At 71.0% G+C, this 13,750-nt stretch carries 11 protein-coding genes and 1 pseudogene; 3 read left to right on the top strand and 9 right to left on the bottom strand.

Annotation, left to right across the window (positions count from 1 at the left end):
- Positions 1-25 precede the first annotated feature (25 nt).
- From ACO1X9_RS04300 to ACO1X9_RS04285, 4 genes are all read right to left on the bottom strand, one after another.
- Positions 26-424 carry an MmcQ/YjbR family DNA-binding protein gene (locus ACO1X9_RS04300; RefSeq protein ID WP_486349597.1) on the bottom strand — a complete coding sequence of 133 codons (399 nt, stop codon included), beginning with the start codon at positions 422-424 and terminating at the stop codon, positions 26-28.
- A complete protein-coding gene (locus ACO1X9_RS04295) occupies positions 421-1,113 on the bottom strand; it encodes a GNAT family N-acetyltransferase (RefSeq protein ID WP_486349596.1) in 693 nt (230 codons plus the stop codon). The genes ACO1X9_RS04300 and ACO1X9_RS04295 overlap by 4 nt, the downstream gene beginning before the upstream one ends.
- Before the next feature lie 5 nt (positions 1,114-1,118).
- Positions 1,119-2,966, bottom strand: a complete 1,848-nt coding sequence (gene lepA / locus ACO1X9_RS04290) for a translation elongation factor 4 (protein ID WP_486349595.1) — start codon at positions 2,964-2,966, stop codon at positions 1,119-1,121.
- Between the two features lie 100 nt (positions 2,967-3,066).
- On the bottom strand, positions 3,067-3,384 hold the full coding sequence (locus tag ACO1X9_RS04285) for a hypothetical protein (protein WP_486349594.1): 318 nt from the start codon (positions 3,382-3,384) through the stop codon (positions 3,067-3,069).
- Between the two features lie 234 nt (positions 3,385-3,618).
- Between ACO1X9_RS04285 and rpsT the strand changes: the two are divergent.
- A pseudogene (gene rpsT, locus ACO1X9_RS04280) lies at positions 3,619-3,876 on the top strand (30S ribosomal protein S20); the annotation flags it as partial.
- Positions 3,877-4,087: 211 nt separating this feature from the next.
- On the opposite strand, the gene holA reads toward rpsT, so the two are convergent.
- The 5 genes from holA to ACO1X9_RS04255 all read right to left on the bottom strand — a co-directional run bounded on the left by holA (position 4,088) and on the right by ACO1X9_RS04255 (position 12,194).
- On the bottom strand, positions 4,088-5,128 hold the full coding sequence (gene holA / locus ACO1X9_RS04275; protein ID WP_486349593.1) for a DNA polymerase III subunit delta: 1,041 nt from the start codon (positions 5,126-5,128) through the stop codon (positions 4,088-4,090).
- 10 nt (positions 5,129-5,138) lie between these two features.
- Positions 5,139-7,382 (bottom strand): ComEC/Rec2 family competence protein, encoded by a 2,244-nt coding sequence (locus tag ACO1X9_RS04270; RefSeq protein ID WP_486349592.1) that lies wholly within the window; start codon positions 7,380-7,382, stop codon positions 5,139-5,141.
- On the bottom strand, positions 7,379-7,972 hold the full coding sequence (locus ACO1X9_RS04265) for a ComEA family DNA-binding protein (RefSeq protein WP_486349591.1): 594 nt from the start codon (positions 7,970-7,972) through the stop codon (positions 7,379-7,381). Before ACO1X9_RS04265 ends, ACO1X9_RS04270 begins: the two co-directional genes overlap by 4 nt.
- Positions 7,973-8,120: 148 nt before the next feature.
- Complete coding sequence (gene leuS / locus ACO1X9_RS04260; protein ID WP_486349590.1) at positions 8,121-10,682, bottom strand: leucine--tRNA ligase; 2,562 nt, start codon at positions 10,680-10,682, stop codon at positions 8,121-8,123.
- 186 nt (positions 10,683-10,868) lie between these two features.
- Positions 10,869-12,194: an anthranilate synthase component I family protein gene (locus ACO1X9_RS04255; protein WP_486349589.1), complete on the bottom strand. Its 1,326-nt coding sequence runs from the start codon at positions 12,192-12,194 to the stop codon at positions 10,869-10,871.
- Positions 12,195-12,205: 11 nt separating this feature from the next.
- On the opposite strand from ACO1X9_RS04255, the gene ACO1X9_RS04250 reads away from it, so the two are divergent.
- The gene (locus ACO1X9_RS04250) at positions 12,206-13,006 is read left to right on the top strand and encodes an aminotransferase class IV (RefSeq protein ID WP_486349588.1); all 801 of its coding nucleotides are present in this window, start codon (positions 12,206-12,208) and stop codon (positions 13,004-13,006) included.
- Between the two features lie 8 nt (positions 13,007-13,014).
- Positions 13,015-13,686: a DedA family protein gene (locus ACO1X9_RS04245; protein WP_486349631.1), complete on the top strand. Its 672-nt coding sequence runs from the start codon at positions 13,015-13,017 to the stop codon at positions 13,684-13,686.
- The last annotated feature ends 64 nt before the right edge of the window (positions 13,687-13,750 follow it).

Genomic DNA, 13,750 nt, shown 5'->3' with positions numbered 1-13,750 from the left:
GCGGAGCGCCGGGGGTGCCGAGTCGCTACTCGAGGCCGCGGTCCGCGAGGAAGTCGGCGGCGAGTCGCTTCGGGGCGCGGGCGATCCACGCGTCCGTCACGACTTCGCGCAGCCGCTCGGGATCGACGTGGTCCAGCGCGACGAGGATCGCCGGGAACCCGTCGAAGTGCGACGTCGTGAAGAAGGCGCGCGGATCCTCGTCGAGCAGCGCGAGCTTCTCCCCGACGTCGGCGGTCGAGGCGCCGACGATGTCGCCGCGAGGAGCGGCGTCGCCGAGCTCGGCGAGATCTCGCGCACGCAGTGGCCGCACCCAGACGAAGACGTTCTTGCCGACCTTCCACGTCGCGTCGCCGAATCGCACTCCCGGCTCGGCCTGGGGAAGCTCACGCGCGATCGCGCTCACGTCATCCCAGGTCGCACTCACGAGCGTTTCCCGGTGGTGACGATCGCGACGATCTCGACCTCGCGGCGCAGGGTGAAGCCCATCCGCTCGTAGAGCCGGATCGCACCGGCATTCCCCGAGGCGACGTGGAGGAACGGCGTCTCGCCGCGCGCGACGACCCCGGCGGCGATCGTGCGGACGAGCCGCTCGGCGTAGCCGCGCCCCCGGAAGTCGGGGTCGGTGCACACGGCGCTCACCTCGGTGTAGCCGGGCGGGCGCATCCGCTCCCCCGCCATCGCGACGAGTCGGCCGTCGACCCGGAGGCCGACGAAGCGCCCCAACTCGTGGGTTCTCGCCTCGAACGGACCGGGTTCGGTGCGCTTCGCGAGGTCGCGCATCTCGGCCGCGTCGGCGGCGCCGAGTTCGAGCGCCTCCGCATCGGAGACTCCGCTCCAGCCCTCGGCGACGAGTTGCAGCGCGGCGCCGCGGAAGGCGACCCGCACCCCGTCGGGCACGGGCGCGGGCGAGCCCGGCAGCACGGCGCGGCTGCGCTCACCGAGCAGGGCGAGGAGATCGTCCCAGTCCTGGGCGGTATCGCCCTCGGTGCCGGCGAACGGCGACATGTCGGTCGGGTAGGTCGCCGCCGAGCCGAGGCGGCGGGCGATCGCCGCATGCGTCGTCGTCAGCGAGTGCCAGACCGGCCGATCGAGAACATGCCCGGCGGTCGACATCGGCGCTACTTCTTGTCCTTCTTCTCGACGTCGCCCGACAGCGCGGCGATGAACGCCTCCTGGGGGACCTCGACGCGACCGACCATCTTCATGCGCTTCTTGCCCTCCTTCTGCTTCTCGAGCAGCTTGCGCTTGCGGGTGATGTCGCCGCCGTAGCACTTGGCGAGCACGTCTTTGCGCATCGCGCGGATCGACTCGCGCGCGATGATGCGGGCGCCGATGGCCGCCTGGATCGGCACCTCGAACTGCTGGCGCGGGATGAGCTCGCGCAGGCGACCCGTCATGAGCACGCCGTAGGCGTAGGCCTTGTCCTTGTGCACGATCGCGCTGAAGGCATCCACCTGCTCGCCCTGGAGCAGGATGTCGACCTTCACGAGGTCGGCCTCCTGCTCGCCTGCGGGCTCGTAATCGAGCGACGCGTAGCCCTGCGTGCGCGACTTCAGCTGGTCGAAGAAGTCGAACACGATCTCGCCGAGCGGCATCGTGTAGTGCAGCTCGACGCGGTCGGTGCCGATGTAGTCCATGCCGCCGAGGGTGCCGCGACGGGTCTGGCAGAGTTCCATGATCGTGCCGACGTAGTCCTTCGGCGCGAGGATCGACGCCTTCACGATCGGCTCGCGCACGTTCATGATCTTGCCCGTGGGGTACTCGCTCGGGTTGGTCACGGTGACGGTCTTCTTGTCTTCGGTCGTGACCTCGTAGATCACCGAGGGCGCCGTCGTGATGAGGTCGAGGCCGAACTCGCGCTCGAGCCGCTCGGTGACGATCTCGAGGTGCAGCAGCCCGAGAAACCCGCAGCGGAAGCCGAAGCCGAGCGCGACCGAGGTCTCCGGCTCGTAGTTGAGCGCGGCATCCGAGAGCTTCAACTTGTCGAGGGCGTCGCGCAGGTCGGGGTAGTCGCTGCCGTCGATCGGGTAGATGCCGGAGAACACCATCGGCAGCGGTTCGGTGTAGCCGGGCAGCGCCTGGGTCGCGGGCTTCTGCGCCGTCGTGACGGTGTCGCCGACCTTCGACTGCCGCACGTCTTTGACGCCCGTGATGAGGTAGCCGACCTCGCCGACGCCGAGCCCCTGCGACGGGGTCGGCTCGGGGCTCGAGACGCCGATCTCGAGGATCTCGTGCGTCGCCCGCGTCGACATCATCTGGATGCGCTCGCGCGGCTTGAGCGAGCCGTCGACCATGCGGATATAGGTGACCACTCCGCGGTAGGAGTCGTAGACCGAGTCGAAGATCGCTGCGCGCGCCGGGGCGGTGGGATCACCGACGGGAGCGGGCACGCGCTGCACGACGCGGTCGAGCAGGTCTTCGACACCCATGCCGGTCTTGCCGCTCACTCGCATGACCTCGTCGGGGCTGCCGCCGATGAGACCCGCGATCTCGGCCGCGTACTTCTCCGGATCGGCCGCGGGGAGGTCGATCTTGTTGAGCACCGGGATGATCTCGAGGTCGTTGTCGAGCGCGAGGTAGAGGTTGGCGAGGGTCTGCGCCTCGATGCCCTGCGCGGCGTCGACGAGCAGGATCGCGCCCTCGCACGCCGCGAGGCTGCGCGAGACCTCGTAGGTGAAGTCGACGTGCCCGGGGGTGTCGATCATGTTGAGGGCGTACGTCGTGCCGTCGACCTGCCACGGCATCCGCACCGCCTGGCTCTTGATCGTGATGCCGCGCTCGCGCTCGATGTCCATGCGGTCGAGGTACTGCGCGCGCATGTCGCGATCGGCGACGACGCCGGTGATCCCGAGCATGCGGTCGGCGAGCGTCGACTTGCCGTGATCGATGTGCGCGATGATGCAGAAGTTCCGGAGAAGCGACGGGTCGGTCGCGGCCGGCTGCAGGGGCGAAGTGGCGCGGGGCATTTGGGGTCAATTGTCGCAGACCACGCGGCACCGCTCGCGCCGCACGACGAAGACCCCGCGAGCCGTGCCCGCGGGGTCGTCAGTCAGGGATGCCGGACGCTCAGAACCAGCCGAACGCCCAGGCGCCGTAGACGAACGGGAGGGCGAAGCCTGCGGCGACGAGGCCCACCACCATCCAGCCGAACAGCGACACGAAGCCCAGGACGATCGCCCAGATCGACGTGGTGCGCGCGGACGGCTCGTCGCGGTGGCCGATGAAGCCGAGGACGATGCCGACGATCGCGAGCGGCGTCATCGCGAGGATGATCGAGAGGATCGAGAGCACGAGCGCGATGACGCTGAACGTGTTGGTGCGCGCGCCCGCGGTCGCGGGGACAGCCGTCGACTCGACGGGCGGGGTGAGGGTTTCCGTGGTCATGACTCGAAACTACGGAGCGACGGTGCCTCAGACAGTGGGGCGAACCCCCGGATCGTGCCTCCGGCCCGCCGCCCCGATTCGGGCGCGTTGCCCGGGCGTCCGCGATCCGGTAACGTAGACCCTTGGTTTCCGCGTGGTCTTTCCTCCCACGCGATTCACCGGAAGCGCCCCTCTACCGCTCCGGATCTGCCACCAGGTAGAAGAGCAACCTTCCGTTCGAACGAAAGCACAGGCATGGCCAACATCAAGTCGCAGATCAAGCGCATCGGCACCAACAAGAAGGCGCAGGAGCGCAACAAGGCCGTCAAGAGCGAGCTCAAGACCGCCATCCGCTCCACGCGCGAGGCGATCGCCGCGGGCGACACCGCCAAGGCGCAGGCGGCCCTCGCAGTCGCCACCAAGAAGCTCGACAAGGCGACGAGCAAGGGCGTCATCCACGCCAACAACGCCGCCAACCGCAAGTCGGCGATCGCCAAGCAGGTCGCGGCGCTTCCCGCCGGCGGCACGGCGAAGGCCGCCGCCCCGGCGAAGGCCGCTCCGGCCAAGGCCAAGGCCGCGCCTGCCAAGGCCGCCGCCAAGTAACACGCGTCGCACGAAGGCCCTCGTCCTGCGGGACGGGGGCCTTCGTCGTTGCGCGCGACATGCCGAAATCTGCGGGCACGCGCGCGCGACGTGCACAGAAATGGGCACGTCGCGCGTCGAGCTACCGGCGGGCGCGGTCGCTGAGCTGCTCGACGAGGCGCTCGAGGGCGTAGACCGGGTCGCGTCCGCCACCCTTGACCTGCGTGTCGGCCTCGGCGAGGGCTTCGATCGCACGGCCGAGCCCCGCATCCGTCCAGCCCTGAAGGTCGCGCTTCGCGCGGTCGACCTGCCACGGGACGAGTCCGAACCGAGAGGCGAGATCGTTCGACGAGCCGCGCTGCCCGGCCAGCTTCGCCATCGTGCGGATCTTGCTTGCGAACGCCGCCACGATCGGCACCGGGTCGGCGCCCGACGCGAGCGCGTGCCGCAGCAGGCCGAGCGCTTCGCCGTGGTGACCGGCGATGGCCGAGTCGGCGACCGCGAAGGCCGTCGTCTCGACCCGCCCGCCGTAGTACGTCGCGACGATCTCGTCGGAGATGTCGTCGTTCGTGTCGGCGAGCAGCTGCTGACACGCGGCGGCGAGTTCGGCGAGGTCGTCGCTGAACGCGCTCACGAGGGCGCGCAGAGCGCCACCGGTGATCTTGCGGTTCGCGGCCCGGAACTCGGCGGCGACGAAGTCTTGCTTGTCGCTGTCGCGCTTGAGCTCGGCGCAGACGACCTCGATGCCCTCGCCCGTGCCCGCACGGATCGCGTCGAGTAGCTTCTTGCCGCGCGTGCCGCTCGGGTAGCGCAGCACGACATAGGTCTCGTCGGCCGGGGACGCGAGGTAGGCCATCGCCTCGTCGAGGAAGGCATCCGTCATCTTGTCGACGTTCTCGACGCGGATGAGGCGAGGCTCGGCGAACAGACTCGGGCTCGCGAGTGTGAGCAACTCGCCCGGCGCATACGCACCGGCGTCGATGTCGGACACCTCGAGGCTCGGGTCTTCGGCACGGAGGATGTCGCGCAGCAGCCGGATGGCGCGATCGGCGAGCACGGTCTCGGTGCCGGTCACGAGCACGACGGGCGCGGGACGCACCTGATCCCACGGGAGCTGCGGGATCACCGACTTGGAACCCGCGCGGGCTGCGGGAGCGGCGCGGCCGCGGGAAGGAGTCGCCATCCCGCTCAGGTTACCGCGCGGTCCAGACGTCGACCTCGCCGGGCCGCGCACCCGGGGCGAGCAGGATGAGCCCGTGCTCGTCGGTGCGCAGCGGGATGGTGCCGCTCGCCGCGAGCACCCCGAGCAGCGACTCGGTGGGATGACCGTAGTCGTTGTCGGCGCCGACACCGATGAGTCCCACGCCTGCACTCAGCCTCGCGTAGAGATCGGGAGACTGGTCGGCGGAGCCGTGGTGCGACACCTTCACGACGTCGACGGCGGCGATCGGGGTCGCCCCGACGAGCCGCGCCTGCGCCTCCTGCCCGAGGTCGCCGAGCATCACGGCGCTCAGGCACGGGTCGGAGGTCGGGCACGACCAGCGCAGGGCAACGCTCGCCTCGTTGCCGGGTTCCGCGCCGCGGGGAGGAGGCCAGAGCACCTCCCAACCGAGCACGCCGAGCGTTCCGCGGTCTCCGCGGTCGACGTGATCGACGGCCGCTCCCGCCGCCGCGAACGTCGCGAGCAGCAGCTCGTCGGCCTCCTCCGCGGGCGGGCCGGTGAGCACGCGGTCGGCGCGCCCGAGCACGGCGTCCGCGCCGCCGACGTGGTCGAGGTCGAAGTGGGTGAGCACCACGAGATCGAGCCGCGCGATGCCGAGCTCCTCGAGACACGCCCGGAGCGGTGCCGGTTCCGCACCGAGGTCGACCAGGGCCACCGCTCCCGCGCTGCGGACGAGCGTCGCGTCGCCCTGGCCGACGTCGCACATCGCGTACTGCCAGTCGGGCGGACGCGACAGCCGCGTGACGAGCGCGCCGCCGAGCGCCGACATCGCGTAGGCGACGAGGGTGATCGCGCACACCACCCGCGCGACGCGGCGAGAGCGGCCCGCCCCGAGGAGCGCGACGAGCAGCGCGACCTCCACGAGGACGAGCAACGCGACACCGGCGACGCCGACCGGCCACGCCCCGCGCGCACCGGGCAACCCCGCGAACAGCGTCGCGACCGACGCGATCCACGACGACGGCAGCCACGCGACCCACGCCAGCGCGACGCCGAGCGGAGGGGCGGGAGCTCCCACGAGGCAGGCGAGCAGACCGATCACCGTGGCGACGGGCGCCGCCGGGGCGGCGAGCAGGTTGGCGGGCACGCCGTAGAGCGCGAGCGACGGGTCGAGCAGCAGGATCACGGGCTGGCACGCGAGCTGTGCGGCGAGGGGCACGCTCAACACCGCCGCGAGCCCGTCGGGGAGCACGCGCCCCAGTGCGGCCGCGAGCGGCCCCGAGAGCAGCAGCAGTCCGGCGGTCGCGAGCGCCGAGAGTGCGAAGCCGTAGGAACGCGACAGCCAGGGGTCGGCGATCAGCAGCGCGATGACGGCGGCGGCCAGGACGGGCACGCCGAGCGACGGGCGACCCAGGGCGACGGCGCCGAGTGCGAGACCCGCCATCACCGCGGCGCGCAGCACGCTCGGCTCGGGGGTGACGAGTACGACGAAGCCGAGCAGCGCGACGACGGCGACCCCGACCCGCGCTCCCCGGCTCGCCCCGAGGAGCGCCGAGATCGCGAGGGCCGCGCCGACGACGATCGCGCAGTTCGCACCCGACACGGCCGTGAGGTGGCTGAGCGACGACGCCTTCATCGCCGCGTCGAGCGTCTCGGGCACGCGCGTCGTGTCGCCGATCGCGAGCCCCGGCAGCAGCCCGCCGCCCGGTTCGGGTAGCCCGCGCGACGCGTCGAGGAACGACGAACGGATGCCGTGCGCCCACGCGAGCAGTGTTGGCGGCTCCGCGACCAGCTCGATGTCGCCCCGGGGGAAGACGAGGAACGCGACATCCTCCCCCGCAGCAGTCGCCTCGAGTTCGCCGCGGAGTGCGACGGTCGCACCGATGGGCGGTCCCGGTCCGTCACCGAAGACGAGAACGGGAGCGCCCCCGGCCGAGCCGTCGAACCGGCCGTCCACCGTGCGGCCGGTCACGACGACCGCGAGCTCGACCGACCGCCCCTGCGCCGCTGCCTCGGCGAGGAACTCGGGGGTGCGGCCTGGTGACGCGAGGGCGACGGAGCCGGCGACGAGCGTCGCGACCCCGGCCGCGAGCGCCGCCGGCACGAGAACACGCACCCGCAGTGCGGCGATCGTGAGGACGCCCGCCACTGCCGCAGCCAGCCCAGCCGACGCGGGGGCAGCATCCGGAGCACCGATGAGGAACGCGGCGACCAGCCATCCGACGACGACCGCGGGGAGGAGACGCCAGGATGCCGGAATCCGCGACGGCGTCACACCGTCACCAAGTCGCGGAGCGCGTCGAGCTTCGCCTCGCCGATGCCGCCGACGTCGAGAAGGCCTTCGATCGACTCGAAGCGCCCGTGACGCTCGCGCCAGGCGAGGATCTTCGCCGCCGTCGCCGGACCGACGCCGGGGAGGGTGTCGAGCGCCGCCGCGTCGGCCGTGTTGAGGTTCACGCGACCATCCGCGGCCATCCCGGGCAACGTCGAGGTGGGCGCTCCGACCGCGGGGACGACGATCTGTTCGCCGTCGCTCACGAATCGTGCGAGGTTGAGCCCCGCGGCGTCGGCGACAGGGGTGAAGCCGCCCGCCGCGGCGACGGCATCCACCGCCCTGTCACCCTCACGCAACTCGTAGAGCCCCGGCCGGGCGACCTCCCCCAGGATGTGCACGTAGATCGCGGTCGTCGCGACCGGTGCGCCCGTTTCGCCGATTCCGGGCGCGACGACGGTCGAGGCGCCGCGCGGCGTGATCGCCGTCACGAACACCGCGATACCGAGCCCTGTCAGGGCGACGACGAGCGCGACCCCCGCAACCCGTCTCACGCGGGCGCGGCGCGGATCGGGTCCGGGGGTCGCGCTCACGCGACGACGCTACGAATCCCGCCCCCACAGTGTCGTGACCGCACCGAGGATCGTGGACATCCCGAGATACCAGGCGGCGGGGGGGAGCGCGGAAGTCAATCGGGGTAGGGGTCCCCGCTCTTGACTTCCGCGCTCCTCCCCGCTGCCGTCAGGAACGTGTAGCTATGTTCACGATCTTCGGCGCGCGCACGATGACATTCACGATCTCGCGATCGCCGATCGAGCGCTGCACGTTCTCCGACGCGCGAGCGAGCGCCTCGAGATCGCCGGAGTCGATCGTGGGCGCCACCTCGAGCCGGTCGCGCACCTTGCCGTCGACCTGCACGATCGCCGTGACGACGTCTTCGACGAGGAGCGTCGGGTCGGCCTTCCGCAGTCCGGCGAACGCGACGCTTCCCTCGTAGCCGAGGCGCTCCCACATGTCTTCCGCCGTGTAGGGAGCGAAGAGCGACAGGATCACCGCGACCGCTTCGATCGCCTCGCGCACGGCCGGATCGCCGGCACCAGGACCTGAGTCGATCGTCTTGCGGATGACGTTGACGAGCTCCATGAGGCGCGCGACGACGACGTTGAACTTGAACGCCTCGAGCAGCCCGGGGGCGTCGGCCAGCAGGTGGTGGGTCGCGCGTCGCAGCGCCTTGTCGCCACCCTTCCACTCGACGTCCGGGGCGGAGGTGACCTCGCCCGAGATGCGCCAGGCGCGTGCGAGGAACTTCGACGAACCGGTGGGCGAGACGTCGGCCCAGTCGATGTCATCCTCCGGGGGGCCGGCGAACGCCATCGTGAGCCGCAGCGCGTCGGCGCCGTAGGCGCTCAGCTCGCTCGCGAACTCGACGAGGTTGCCCTTCGACTTCGACATCTTGGCGCCATCCATGAGCACCATGCCCTGGTTGAGCACGGCGCTGAACGGCTCGGTGAAGTCGAGGTAGCCCATGTCGAACAGCACCTTGGTGATGAAGCGCGCGTAGAGCAGATGCAGGATGGCGTGTTCGACGCCGCCGACGTACTGGTCGACCGGCGCCCACTTGGCGGCCTCCGCCTGGTCGAACGCCTTGGTCGGGTCGTTCGGGTCGAGGAAGCGCAGGAAGTACCACGACGAGTCGACGAAGGTGTCCATCGTGTCGGGGTCGCGGCGCGCGGGTCGCCCGTCGGGCAGCGTGGTCTCGACCCAGTCCGTCGCGGCGCCGAGCGGCGACGTGCCCTTCGGCGTGAGGTCGAGTCCGTCGGTCGGCGGCAGCACGATCGGCAGCTGGTCCTCCGGCACGGGATGCAGCGAACCGTCGTCGGCGTGCAGGATCGGGATGGGGGTGCCCCAGAAGCGCTGGCGCGAGATGAGCCAGTCGCGCAGGCGGTAGGTCTTGGCCGCCCGGCCGGCTCCGAGTCGCTCGAGCAGTTCGACGGCCTTGCCCTTCGCGTTCGACACGCTCAGCCCGTCGAGTGCGCCGGAGTTGATCAGTCGGCCGTCGCCGTGCAGCGCCGCGCCGGTGGACTTCGGGTCGAGCGCCGGGATCTCGCCCGCCTCGAGCATCTCCGGGGTGATGACCGGGATGGCGCCCGTGACGGGGGCGTTCGTGTCGATGACGACGCGCACCGGCAGGTCGAACTTGATCGCGAAGTCGAGGTCGCGCTGGTCGTGCGCGGGCACGGCCATGATCGCGCCGTGCCCGTAATCGGCGAGCACGTAGTCGGCCGCCCAGATCGGCAGGCGCTCCCCGTTGACCGGGTTGATCGCGAACCGGTCGAGGAAGACGCCGGTCTTCTCGCGGTCGGCATCCTGTCGTTCGATCTCCGTCGCGCGCTGCGCCTGCTCGAGGTAGTCCTGGAACCGCATCCGCACCTCGGCGCTCGAACCCGACGCCAGTTCCGCGGCGAGGTCGGAGTCGGGCGCCACCACCATGTAGGTCGCGCCGAAGATCGTGTCGGGGCGGGTCGTGAAGACCGGCACCTTCTCGGAGCGCCCCTCGACCTCGAACTCGATCTCGGCACCCGTGGAGCGCCCGATCCAGTTGCGCTGCATCGCGATGACCTTGCTCGGCCACGAACCCTCGAGTTGGTTCAGGTCGTCGAGCAGCCGGTCGGCGTAGTCGGTGATCTTGAAGTACCACTGCGTGAGCTTCTTCTTCACGACCATCGCGCCGGAGCGCTCCGACGTGCCGTCCGGCAGCACCTGCTCGTTGGCGAGCACGGTCTGGTCGACCGGGTCCCAGTTGACGTACGACGCCTTGCGGTAGGCGAGGCCCTTCTCGTACAGCTTCAGGAACAGCCACTGGTTCCAGTGGTAGTACTCGGGGTCGCTCGTGTGGAGCTCGCGGCTCCAGTCGAACGACGCGCCGTACTTCACGAACGACGCCTTCTGCTGGGCGATGTTCGCGTAGGTCCACTCGCGCGGGTCGACACCGCGCTTGATCGCGGCGTTCTCGGCGGGGAGGCCGAACGAGTCCCAGCCGATCGGGTGCAGCACGTTGAAGCCCTGCTGCCGCCAGTAGCGCGCGACGATGTCGCCGAACGCGAAGGCCTCGGCGTGACCCATGTGGAGGTCGCCCGAGGGGTACGGGAACATGTCGAGCACGTACTTGCGCGGCTTGGTGTCGGAGACGCCGGCCGTCTCGAACGGCTTCGTCTCCTCCCAGCGGGCGATCCACTTCGCCTGGATGACGGCGAAGTCGTAGTCGTTCTCGTCGCGCTCGTCGCGCGGCTGGGCGTCAGGCATGGCGTTCCCTGCAGTCGGGGTCATGATCGTGCGGCTTCCTCGTCGGGTGGGGACCGGGCGTGCTGTCGGACAGCACAGGAGCGGCTCCGCGACGAGGGGTCCGGCTGGCTAGGCCTCGTCGCGGCGGCGAAGGAGGAGCAGGGATGCGCGCACGGGTTCAGGGTAGCACCGGGCCAGGCGGCCGGGTCAGCCCCGCATCCGCAGCGCGGCGAGGGGCGCACGCGCCTTGAGCCGCATCTCCTCGTACTCCTCCTCGGGGTTCGAGAGCGTCGTGATGCCGCCGCCCGCGCCGACCGACGCACCGGTGGCATCCATCACGATCGTGCGGATGACCATCGCGAGGTCGGCCTGACCGTCGTAGCCGAAGAAGCCGAAGGTACCCGCGTAGGGGCCGCGCGGCCCCGACTCGAGCGTGTCGAGGAGCTGCGTCGCGCGGATCTTCGGCGCTCCCGTCATCGACCCCGCGGGGAAGCACGCGCCGAGGGCGTCGACGGCGGTGAGCCACGGCTTGAGGCGACCCTCGACCTCCGAGACGAGCTGGTGCACCGCGGGGTAGCTCTCCACGGCGAGGAGGCTGGTCACCGCGACCGAGCCGAGCTCGCACACGCGCGACAGGTCGTTGCGCATGAGGTCGACGATCATGACGTTCTCGGCGCGCTCCTTCTCGCTCTCCCACAGTTCGTTGGCGAGCTCCTCGTCGACGATGTGCACGCTCGCCCGGGGTCGGGTGCCCTTGATCGGACGCGTGCGTACGAGCCCCTCGGCATCCACCTCGAGGAAGCGCTCGGGGCTCGCCGACAGCAGGCTCGTGCCGGCGATGCGGAGGAACCCGCCGTGGTGGCTCGAGGAACTCGCGCGCAGGGCGAGGTAGCTGGCGATGTCGTCGAAGGCGCCGTCGACCTCGGCCTGCGTGGTGAGACAGATCTGGTAGGTCTCGCCCTCGCGGATGGCGTCGAGGCAGGCCCGCACGTGCGCGAGGTAGGTGCTCTCGTCGTCGCGCCAGCGCACCGCGGCCTCGCTCGGCACGCCGGGCGCCGGAGGCGGCGGATCGGCCAGCCGCGCCACGAGGTCGTCACGCCAGGCGGCGAGCTCTCCCGTCCACTCGTCGCCGAGCGCGAGGAGGTCGGCGGTGCCCGCTTCGACGTCGATCGCCAGGGCGCGGTCGACCCGCAGGAACGCCGCCTCGGGATGCCGGGAACGGCGCGTGACGGGCACCTGCGTGGTCTCCTCCCGCACCTCGTAGCCGACCCAGCCGACGAGTCCGAGGCGGAAGCCGTCGAACCCCGGGTAGGAGCGGTACAGCTCGATCGGCTCCCGGTCGAGCTCGTCGCGGAGGGTGTCGAGCACCTGCCCGCGTTCGGGCAGGATGCGTGTGCCGGAGCCGAGGACGTGCACGCCGTGCGCCCCGCTGTCGAGCCAGAACAGGTCGTCGTGCGTCGCCGCGAGCGCACGGAACGCCGCCTCGGGATCGAGACCCTGCGCGAGGGAGTGGCGCAGCAGCCGACGACGCATAGCCTGATCCTATGAGCGCGGCGGCCACGACCTTCCGGTGGGAGGGTGGCGTGCTCGAGGCGCGCGACGACTGCGATGTGATGCCGGCGTCGATCGAGGCAGCCGACTCGTGGCTCGTGGCCGACGGCACCGTGCTCGCCCTCGACCTGCACCGTACGCGGTTCCTGACCTCCATCCCACGGGGACTCCTCCCCCGCCTCGAGCCGGACGCGTTCTTCGACGCCGCGATCGCCGCCATTCCGCGCGAGGGCGCCTGGTTCCCTCGCGTGGAGCTGCGCACGCAGCTGCTGAGCCCGCAGCTCCTGTTCCGCCTGCGACCCGCCCCGGAGCTCTCCCGGTCGATCGTGCTCGCGACGCACACCGGCCGCGACCCGCGCACGGAGCCGCGGTTCAAGGGGCCCGACCTCGAGGCGATGACCCGATTGCGCACGTCGGTGCAGTCGAAAGGAGCCGGGGATGCCGTCATCCTCACCCCCGAGGGCTGGGTCGCGGACGGCTCCACGACGTGTCTCGCCTGGTGGCGGGGCGACGCTCTCGCCATCCCCTCAGACGAGATCGCGAGGATCGACAGCGTGACCCTGCGCAGCGTGCTCGCCCTCGCCACGGCGACCGGCGTCGACGTGCTGCGCGAGGAGGCGCGTCCGGAGGATCTCGAAGGGTGTGAGGTGTGGGCGCTCAACGCCCTCCACGGCATCCGCATCGTCACCTCGTGGGTCGACGGCCCCGCGACCGCCGAGCAGCCCGGGCGGCTCGACAGCTGGCGGCGACGATTGGATGCCCTCCGCCGCCCGCTTCCGGAGGTCGCGGCGTGAACGAGTGGATCAACGACGCCCTGATCTGGGTGCTCGACCTCGTGCGCAGCGTCGACCCGATCGCCCGCACCCTCCTCGCCGGGTTCGGCATCTTCCTCGAGACGTCGATCCTCATCGGCCTCGTCGTGCCGGGTGACACGATCGTGCTCGTCGCGGCGACGGCGGTGCAGAACCCCGTGCAGTACATCGGGCTGCTCGTCGCGGTCGTCGTCGGCGCGCTCGGCGGCGAGAGCGTCGGCTTCGCGCTCGGACGCTTCTTCGGGCCGCGCATCCGCGACTCGCGTCTCGGTCGGCGCATCGGGGTCAAGAACTGGGAACGTGCCGCCAACTACGTCGATCGGCGCGGGGGGATCGCCGTGTTCGTGTCGCGCTTCCTGCCGGTACTGCACTCGCTCGTGCCCGTCACCGTCGGCATGAGCAACATGCCGTACCGGCGGTTCATCGCGTGGACGGCTCCCGCGTGCGTGCTCTGGGCGCTGCTCTACGTCACCTTCGGCTCGGTGGCGGCCGTGTCGTATCGCGAGCTCGCGAGCACCGTGCACTTCGCGGGCTACCTCTTCGTGGGCGCGATCGTGCTCTTCGTCGTCGGCATCGTCGTCGTGAAGAAGCTGCTCGAGCGTTCCGAGGCGCGGCACTGGGACCGCCCCGGCGACGGCGACGCCACCACCACGGAGGATTGACCCCTCATCGGTCGTCGAGTAGCGCCGCAAGGCGCGTGTCGAGACGCACGCCGGGTCTCGCCAC

The organism is Pseudolysinimonas sp., assembly GCF_057350545.1.
Note: the sequence above shows the minus strand (reverse complement) of the source record. Positions and strands in the feature narration are given on the sequence as shown.